This is a genomic window from Moorena producens 3L, assembly GCF_000211815.1.
GTDB classification, from domain to species: Bacteria; Cyanobacteriota; Cyanobacteriia; order Cyanobacteriales; family Coleofasciculaceae; genus Moorena; species Moorena producens.
The window spans coordinates 293,121-300,795 of sequence record NZ_GL890971.1 but is presented as its reverse complement, the minus strand read 5'-3'; the positions used below and the strand labels follow the sequence as shown (position 1 = coordinate 300,795).

The 7,675-nt window shown below is 41.7% G+C and carries 6 protein-coding genes and 4 pseudogenes; 6 read left to right on the top strand and 4 right to left on the bottom strand.

Annotated features, from left to right (window positions below):
• Positions 1-49 precede the first annotated feature (49 nt).
• Positions 50-1,610, top strand: a protein-coding gene (locus tag LYNGBM3L_RS37580) for an ISKra4-like element ISMpr2 family transposase (protein WP_131827100.1) whose coding sequence is annotated in 2 segments (ribosomal slippage) — positions 50-1,012 and positions 1,014-1,610 — 1,560 coding nt in all. Because the reading frame shifts where the segments join, the coding sequence is not laid out codon by codon here.
• Here the strand turns inward: LYNGBM3L_RS37580 and LYNGBM3L_RS39195 are convergent.
• The 4 genes from LYNGBM3L_RS39195 to LYNGBM3L_RS42315 form a co-directional block, all read right to left on the bottom strand.
• Entirely contained in the window at positions 1,607-2,200 is a 594-nt protein-coding gene (locus LYNGBM3L_RS39195) for a hypothetical protein (RefSeq protein ID WP_008191013.1), read from the bottom strand. The genes LYNGBM3L_RS37580 and LYNGBM3L_RS39195 overlap by 4 nt on opposite strands.
• Positions 2,201-2,223: 23 nt before the next feature.
• Positions 2,224-2,577, bottom strand: coding sequence for a hypothetical protein (locus LYNGBM3L_RS46265; protein ID WP_008191009.1), 354 nt, complete (start codon positions 2,575-2,577; stop codon positions 2,224-2,226).
• Positions 2,567-2,878: a hypothetical protein gene (locus tag LYNGBM3L_RS46260; RefSeq protein ID WP_008191007.1), complete on the bottom strand. Its 312-nt coding sequence runs from the start codon at positions 2,876-2,878 to the stop codon at positions 2,567-2,569. Before LYNGBM3L_RS46260 ends, LYNGBM3L_RS46265 begins: the two co-directional genes overlap by 11 nt.
• 154 nt (positions 2,879-3,032) lie before the next feature.
• Complete coding sequence (locus tag LYNGBM3L_RS42315) at positions 3,033-3,224, bottom strand: hypothetical protein (protein WP_131827098.1); 192 nt, start codon at positions 3,222-3,224, stop codon at positions 3,033-3,035.
• 68 nt (positions 3,225-3,292) lie between these two features.
• Between LYNGBM3L_RS42315 and LYNGBM3L_RS48120 the strand changes: the two are divergent.
• The 5 genes and pseudogenes from LYNGBM3L_RS48120 to LYNGBM3L_RS31565 all read left to right on the top strand — a co-directional run.
• Positions 3,293-4,136, top strand: a pseudogene (locus LYNGBM3L_RS48120) (IS630 family transposase); the annotation flags it as partial.
• A 70-nt stretch (positions 4,137-4,206) separates the two neighbouring features.
• Positions 4,207-5,456 (top strand): annotated as a pseudogene (locus LYNGBM3L_RS50715) (ISAs1 family transposase).
• 21 nt (positions 5,457-5,477) lie between these two features.
• Positions 5,478-5,570 (top strand): annotated as a pseudogene (locus LYNGBM3L_RS50880) (HNH endonuclease); the annotation flags it as partial.
• 105 nt (positions 5,571-5,675) lie between these two features.
• Positions 5,676-5,819: pseudogene (locus tag LYNGBM3L_RS49620) on the top strand (HNH endonuclease); the annotation flags it as partial.
• 619 nt (positions 5,820-6,438) lie between these two features.
• Entirely contained in the window at positions 6,439-7,572 is a 1,134-nt protein-coding gene (locus LYNGBM3L_RS31565; protein WP_008190995.1) for an ISAs1 family transposase, read from the top strand.
• The last annotated feature ends 103 nt before the right edge of the window (positions 7,573-7,675 follow it).

Here is a 7,675-nt window from a genome sequence, read left to right as displayed (position 1 = left end):
GGGTGACCAGCTGAAAAAGTCAGCAGTAGTTCAGGAAAAGTTTGGACCTATGCAACCATCGATCTCAAATGAAGACATGTTTTTCTCACAAGCGCGAGAGCTATTTGAAGGAATAGTGGACTGGCTGGGTTCAGATAGTGTTTGCGGTTTACAACATGGGGAATTAGAGAGTAAACTGCTTGAAAACGGATACGAACTATTAAGACGACTGCTGCAAGGTTACTTCGACAGACGAAGTGATGACGAGATCGAAGGAGAATGCTTAGGTAACGACGAAGCCAAGAGAACCCATAAGAAGAGATTTACAAGGAAGCTGACAACAATATTTGGCACGATCATCGCCAATCGAATCGGTTATGGTGGACGAAAAATAACTTCCCTCAACCCACTCGATGCCGAGTTAAACCTACCAGTAGAAAAATACTCCCACGGACTGAGAGAGCGAGTGGCTGTCGAAGTAGCTCGTTCAGGGTTTGGCGAAACAGTCGAAATCATACAGAAAACAACAGCCGCAAAAGTTGGTAAGCGACAAGTTGAACAATTGGCTGATCAAAGTGCTTGTGACTTTGATCAATTCTATGCTCATCAACAAGCACAATCGGTTGAATTGAAGGAGACGGGGGAAATAGTAGTTATTAGTGTGGATGGCAAGGGTGTTGTCATGCGTACAGAAGACTTACGTGCTCCCACGCAAAAAAGAGCGCTGGCAAATAGCAAGAAGTTAAATAAACGATTAACTAAGGGGGAAAAACGCAATTCAAAGCGAATGGCAACAGTGGCTTCAGTTTATACCATCAACCCTTTTGTTCGTACACCTCAACAAATTGTCAGCACAGAAGAAGAACACAAAAAAATCAAACGACCCAAACCAATCGGTAAGCGTGTTTGGGCAAGTTTAGTTAAAGAACCATCACTTGTTATAAAAGAAGCTTTTGACGAGGCATTACACCGCGACCCCAATCAACACAAGCGTTTTTGCGCTCTGGTCGATGGTAACAAGACACAATTATCGCGCTTTGAAAAAATTTGCTCGCGAACACCATCTCAAGTTAACGATTGTCCTGGATATTATTCATGTGATTGAGTATCTGTGGAAGGCTGCATTTGCCTTCTATTCGGACACTAGTCAACAAGCCGAAGTTTGGGTTAGTAAACGTTTACTGCTGATCCTTGAAGGTAAATCGAGTACAGTTGCTGGGGGTATGCGTGGTAGCGCTACAAAGCGCCAACTTTCTGCATCACAACGTCAGCCAGTGGATAAGTGTGCCAGATATTTACTCAACAACGCTGCTTACCTCAAATACCACGATTACTTGAAAGCTGGTCTTCCCATTGCCACTGGGGTTATTGAGGGCGCTTGTCGTCACTTAATCAAAGACAGGATGGACATTACCGGGGCTAGATGGAGTCTTATGGGTGCTGAGGCGGTTTTACGTCTGCGCTCGCTTTATGTTAGCGGTGATTGGCAAGAGTATTGGCCCTTTCACTTAAAGCAAGAGCATAAACGTAATCACTTGTCTTTGTACAAAGATGGCCTTCCTTTGATGAAACGACTAATTCAAGCTCGTTGCTCTATTACTGCTCCTCCTACTCTTCCGATACCTCTCTAAACCTGACCAAACGTCTTTCCAAAAGAGCCACACCCTATTAATTTATCCACACACTCTTTCATAAACTCATGATAAACTATCCAACTCGTCCCATATAAACCTATCCAAAAATTACTATTTTTTGTAAAACTTTGCTTAAATTTTCGACAGCGACCAATATACTTTTGGTGACATTTTATTTTAAGATCATATCCTTTGAACGTGGCAATAGTGTAGGAAATTGCGTTCAACAAAACTAGACTGTTTAAACGTTCAATCTTCGCTTTAGATCCCTCTAAATTGTAACCACCTGTTTGACAATCACGGAACATGGCTTCAATACCTACCCGTTTTTTATAACTTTTGATTGCTGACTCTAAACTGGGTAAGTTAGTTAAAAGGTACCAAGGCTCAGCTTCTCCCATACCTCGATATTTTCTCTTCCAATAAATTCCCATGTAAACTTGAGAATATTCCCATTCTTTGGTGACTTTTATGCTCGTCAAAAATCGTCGTTGTCCTGGAGATTTTTTGAAAGCACTTAAAGATTGATAGTCTTGCCCATTTATTTTCACATTTGTGTCCTTTTTTTGTCTAAGGACAAAGTACACTTTCTTTTGCCTCAGCCATTTAGCTAGGATGACGCTGTGAAATTCTCGGTGCGTAATTTCGAGGTTTCCTCGAAATGCAAGACGCACCGAATGTCTCCCAAGATCACGAGTTCGTAATCTTTCAATAACTTTAATACTGGTCTTAGTATTGCTTTTTGCTCATCACAATTACTGGCACCTCTTTTGTTGAGAAAGCGATGCAGCGCGGTCTTGGGGAGGCAGCGCGGTCTTGGGGGTCTCCCCCATGAGCGACTGCCGTGGTTTCCCCCACTCGCTATTGCATCAAGACAATGCCAGGAAATTGGCAGTGCCCGTTTTCCAATAATTACCCCCACCATAAACAAGTTTTTATCTTGCCATTGAGTTCTATCCAACACGCTTATATAACCTCTCTTTTTTTTGATATTTATTAGAGATTATTGTTTTAATAATTGGTAACCAAATCAGAGATACTGACAAAAACTGTAACTTTAAAAACCTTTGAAGATGACGACGGCGACTTTCGGACTTAATTGGTAAGGGAAAATGAGCGGCTAACCTTTCAATTTTAATCTGTTTATGGATTTGCAGTAGCCACACCAAGATTTCTAAAGTGATTAATTGAGCCTCACTGAAGTATTTTGATAGATGAGTAAGATATAGTTCAGGTAATATCATTTTTTGATCGGTCTGGCTCACAAGTTCAAGACCGATCTTTTTCTACCATCAATTCCTGAAAATCTCAATCTGGTTGGGTTTTCACGGGGTTGTCACCCCGTGAGCTCAAGAAGGCAGTGTCACTTTGCGCGTGGTTCCTAACAATGAAAAGTTTAAAATTAGCGGGTCTGATCAGTTAAATGTTGACAGGTTGAAGGTTGACAGGTTGAAGGTTGACAGGTCTGATCCGTTGAAGGTTGACAGGTTTGATCAGTTGAATGTTGGCAGGTTGAATGTTGACAGGTTTGATCAGTTGAATGTTGGCAGGTTGAATGTTGTTCGCGTTCGCGCAGCGTCGGCTTTGCCGAAAGCGTGGCCGAAAGGCCAAGGTTTTCCCAATAATATCATGTCCGTCTAATCACTTATAATAAAAGTGGAGAGTGCAGCATCTTTGTAATGCCAAGACGAATTACCATCACCGAACACTCTTTGCATTGAGGAACTCCAACAGGGTTACCGCCAGGCCAAAAGTGCCATAGAAAGTCGGCAGTATCAGGTGATCTGGTTACTCGCTCAAGGAAAAAAAACAGAGGAAGTAGTCCAAATAACTGGCTACAGTAGAATCGGGATTTATGCATTAATCAAAAGATACAACCAATTGGGTGCTGAAGGATTAGGCGATTGGCCAAAAGCCACGCTACGGGAACGCAGAAAACAAAATCAAGGAGCCAAGCCATTAATAGGAGATCTAGAACTTGCACAGTTATGGCAAGTTTTGCAAGAACAAGCTCCAGATGGGGGATTGTGGAATGGTCGGAAAGTGGCAGACTGGCTAACATCTGTGACGGGCAAGTCCATCAGCAGACAAAGAGGATGGCAGATACTACGACAAATGACTTTTAGGTTGAGGGTTCCGAGACCTGCTCATACTAAAAGCGACTATGCATGAGCAACAAGCCTGGAAAAAAAACTAGCCGCCGACCTTGAGCAAATCAAAAGCACTTACCCGAATGCAGATGTGCAATTATGGTGTGAGGATGAACATCGCCTGGGACTCAAACCTGTGGTTCGACGCATTTATGTACCAGAAGGTGACTGGCCAATTGCCCATGTCAATTGGAGATTTGAGTGGTTATGGTTGTATGCTTTTGCACACCCGTGTACGGTCGAAACTAAGGCGTGGATTCTGCCTTATGTCAATACTGAGCTATTTAATCGGGTTTTGGCAGAATTTGCTGCTGAATTTAATAATGGTGATGATAAACACATTGTTTTAGTTGTTGACCAAGCTGGATGGCATACCAGGGTAAGCGCAAGAAAAACGAACTCATAATATGCTAAGGGAAACAATGTGATAATAAAAATATCAAATGGTTAAAGGCTTCGATCAACCCACTAACTCAACCGCAACCAGTGGCCAATCCTTGCCAGTACAGCCTGCCCTAAATTGTGAACAGCAACAGCCGCAAATGCTCGAGCATTTTGATCACCTCAGTGATCCGCGAGGTAAACAAGGAGTGCTCCATCCATTTGTGAGCATTGTGATGATTGCACTGTTAGCTACCATCGGGGGCGCGACAGGGTGGGAAGATATCGAAACCTATGGGATCAGCCACCAGCATTGGTTGTCGAGCTTTTTACCATTGCCAAATGGGATGCCCTCAGCAGATACATACCGACGAGTGTTTGAGCAGATATCTCCGAGTGCATTGAGGCGACGTTTCAATAGTTGGTTGAGTAGTTTGGTGACAGATGCCCGGAGCACAGGTTATCCCCATTGATGGCAAACAACTCAAGAGTTCCTATGACCGCAACCAGTCAAAATCTGCATTGCATATGGTGAGTGCTTGGGCGAGTGAGCATAGGTTGTTTCTTGGGCAAGTTAAAGTTGAAGATAAAACTAATGAAATTACAGCCATCCCAGCTTTACTAGAATTATTGGACATCTGTGGGTGCATCATTACTATCGATGCTATGGGTACTCAGCTACAGAAACGCCCATAGTATTCGTGCCAAAGGTGCTGATTATATTTTGGCTCTCAAAGGGAATCATCCCACTTTATTCGAGCTTGTATTGCAATGGTTTGAGACTGCTGTTGATCATAGCTTTGAGGGCATCGAGTATAGCTATGATGTCAGGGTAGAATCCCCGGCACCATCGTACTGAAAAGCGCGGCTGTTTGGGCGGTTTCTCTCGAACAGATAGACTTCGATTTGTACAAACAGTCCCAGTGGTCTGGATTAAAGACTATCGTGATGATTATTCGCACCCGTCATTTGTGGAATAAGACTACCCGTGAGGTCATGTTCTACCTTACTTCTTTGCCGCCCAATGCTCAGAAGTTGGGCAAAGCTATCCGACAACACTGGTCCATTGAAAACCAACTGCATTGGGTATTAGATGTGACTTTTGGGGAGGATAGCAGCCGGATTCGTACAGGGCATGCTCCACAGAATATGGCTTTACTCAAGCGCGCTTAGCATCAATCTACTCAATCGAGAAACGAGTTATAAACGTAGTACTCGTCAAAAAGCTAAACGAGCCAGCATGGATACAAGGTATATGCTTAAGGTTTTAGAAGCCTCCATTCCCTTAAACTCTAGCATATCGAACCTATAAATTTTCTTGCGCTTACCCTGCTATGATGGTGACTTAATTTACTGGAGTACCAGAATGCAAAAACACCCCGAGATGACCAGTTCAATTGGAAAACTTTTGAAACGGCAAAAAGGGTTTGAAGTTACCGTAAGATAGTGGAGCCTTTATAGTTGGTAGGTTATGCGTAAAAGGTTGAAGTCTTTTGTAGTAAGGCGACCCTATCTAAGGTTTCGTTTCCGGAAATGTGCTCATTGTGGTCTTACCTTCAGGGACGGAGATTTGTTGGAAAAACACCACATTATACCACGCGCACTAGGAGGAAAAGACCTAGACAAAAATCTAGAGTTATTACACCTCCACTGTCACGACAAAAAGCACGGAACAAAATCAACTTGAAAGAGTTAGACAAGAACCCGTCCTAGAGAGGTACCAATGACAATGGTTCCGTTTGATGAGGAGCCGTATGAGGGGAAGCGGCGCGACCTGAACTGGTCAAGTAAAGCGGGGAGCCGACTCCCCAGGGTAATTTACACCACCTACCCTCACGTAAAACAACCTTTTAGGTTGGACTCAATACCTTTTGGTAACGAAAGGGAAATATGCAGAGTCACGAATGTAGCCGAAGCTAGGTAAGGTCAAACCCGGTTAGGAGCTAGAGGGCTTCTCCGATATGGATGAATGAAAAAATGAAATGCTAATAAACCGCGTAATCTCATGACCAGCGTAAAGACCTGACACGCTGAAGGCAAAAGCCAAGTGGGTAGGGCCTATAGCCAGGGCAAACGCATCTAATTTTTTGTTGACCAATGACCAAGATTATGTACTGAAAATTTAACAGGGGATATGCTGTCTAAATAAGTAGTGATACCCAAATCAATTCTTCGTAAGAATAAGTCAATAAACTTAATAAAAGTTACGAGCTTTCCAAAAAAAATTAGAGTTGAAATTATGTCAAAATGATGGAAGACTAAAAATCCCAGGTAGTTTCGTGAAATCCTCAGCCATGAATCGGAGACCTAAAACCACTATTTTTGAGCATTTCAGTGACTTAAAAGACCCGCGAGTAGATCGAACTAAACTACATAAATTAATAGATATTATTACGATTACTATCTGTGCAGTCATTAGTGGTGCAGACACCTGGGTAGACATAGAACTTTACGGAAAAACCAAATATCAATGGCTCAAAAAGTTTTTAGAACTGCCCAATGGAATTCCTTCTCATGATACATTTGCTCGAGTTTTTGCGAAACTAAACCCGGAACAATTACAGTCATGCTTTCTCAAATGGATTCAATCTATTAGTCAGCTCACTTCTGGTGAAATAGTAGCTATTGATGGAAAAACACTGCGTCATTCTTATCAGAAAAGTTCTCACAAACCAGCTATTCATATGGTCAGTGCTTGGGCGACAGCTAATCAACTAGTTTTAGGACAAGTAAAAGTGGATGAAAAATCTAATGAGATTACGGCTATTCCAAAACTTCTAAAAGTTTTGGCTCTGAAAGGATGCATCGTCACTATTGATGCGATGGGATGTCAAAAAGAAATTGTCTTACAAATCGTAGCACAAGACGCTGACTATGTAATTACCTTGAAAAAAAATCAATGCTCTCTCTATGAAAGAGTAGAAAATTTATTTAATAGTTCATCATCTAATCAGAAATTAAAAGGTATTAAAACTAATTTTGTGCAGTCGAAAATTGGTCACGGTCGTGAAGAGCGAAGATATTATCAAATGCTCAGTAATATTAAAGAAGAGGTTGACCCATCTGGAGATTGGTTAAAACTTAACTCAATTGGTCTGGTAGATTATTTCCGACAAGAAAAAGATGGAACAACATCTTTTGAAAGAAGATACTATGTTAGTAGTCTGACCAATAATGCTGAACTATTAGCCAAGGCTATTCGGGGACATTGGGGTATAGAAAATCAACTACATTGGGTGCTTGATGTTCAATTTTCAGAAGATGATTCTCGAATCAGAAAAGATAACGCTCCCGAAAACTTAGCCATTATTAGACAAATAGCTCTGAATTTATTAAAACAAGAAAGTACAGAAACAACGGGAATTAAAACTAAACGAAAAAAAGCTGGATGGGATAACGATTATCTCCTCAAAGTTTTAGGTGTTTAAGCTTTAGTTAATAAGTCAATTAACTCACTAAATGGAGTTTGGCAATTTGCCATCGGTTTAGACTAAAAGGTCTAGCTTGATATTATGCTGTCAATATATATTA

Coding starts and splice junctions, on each gene's coding strand:
- LYNGBM3L_RS31565 (WP_008190995.1), top strand. CDS start 6,439: ATGAATCGGAGACCTAAAACCACTATTTTTGAGCATTTCAGTGACTTA.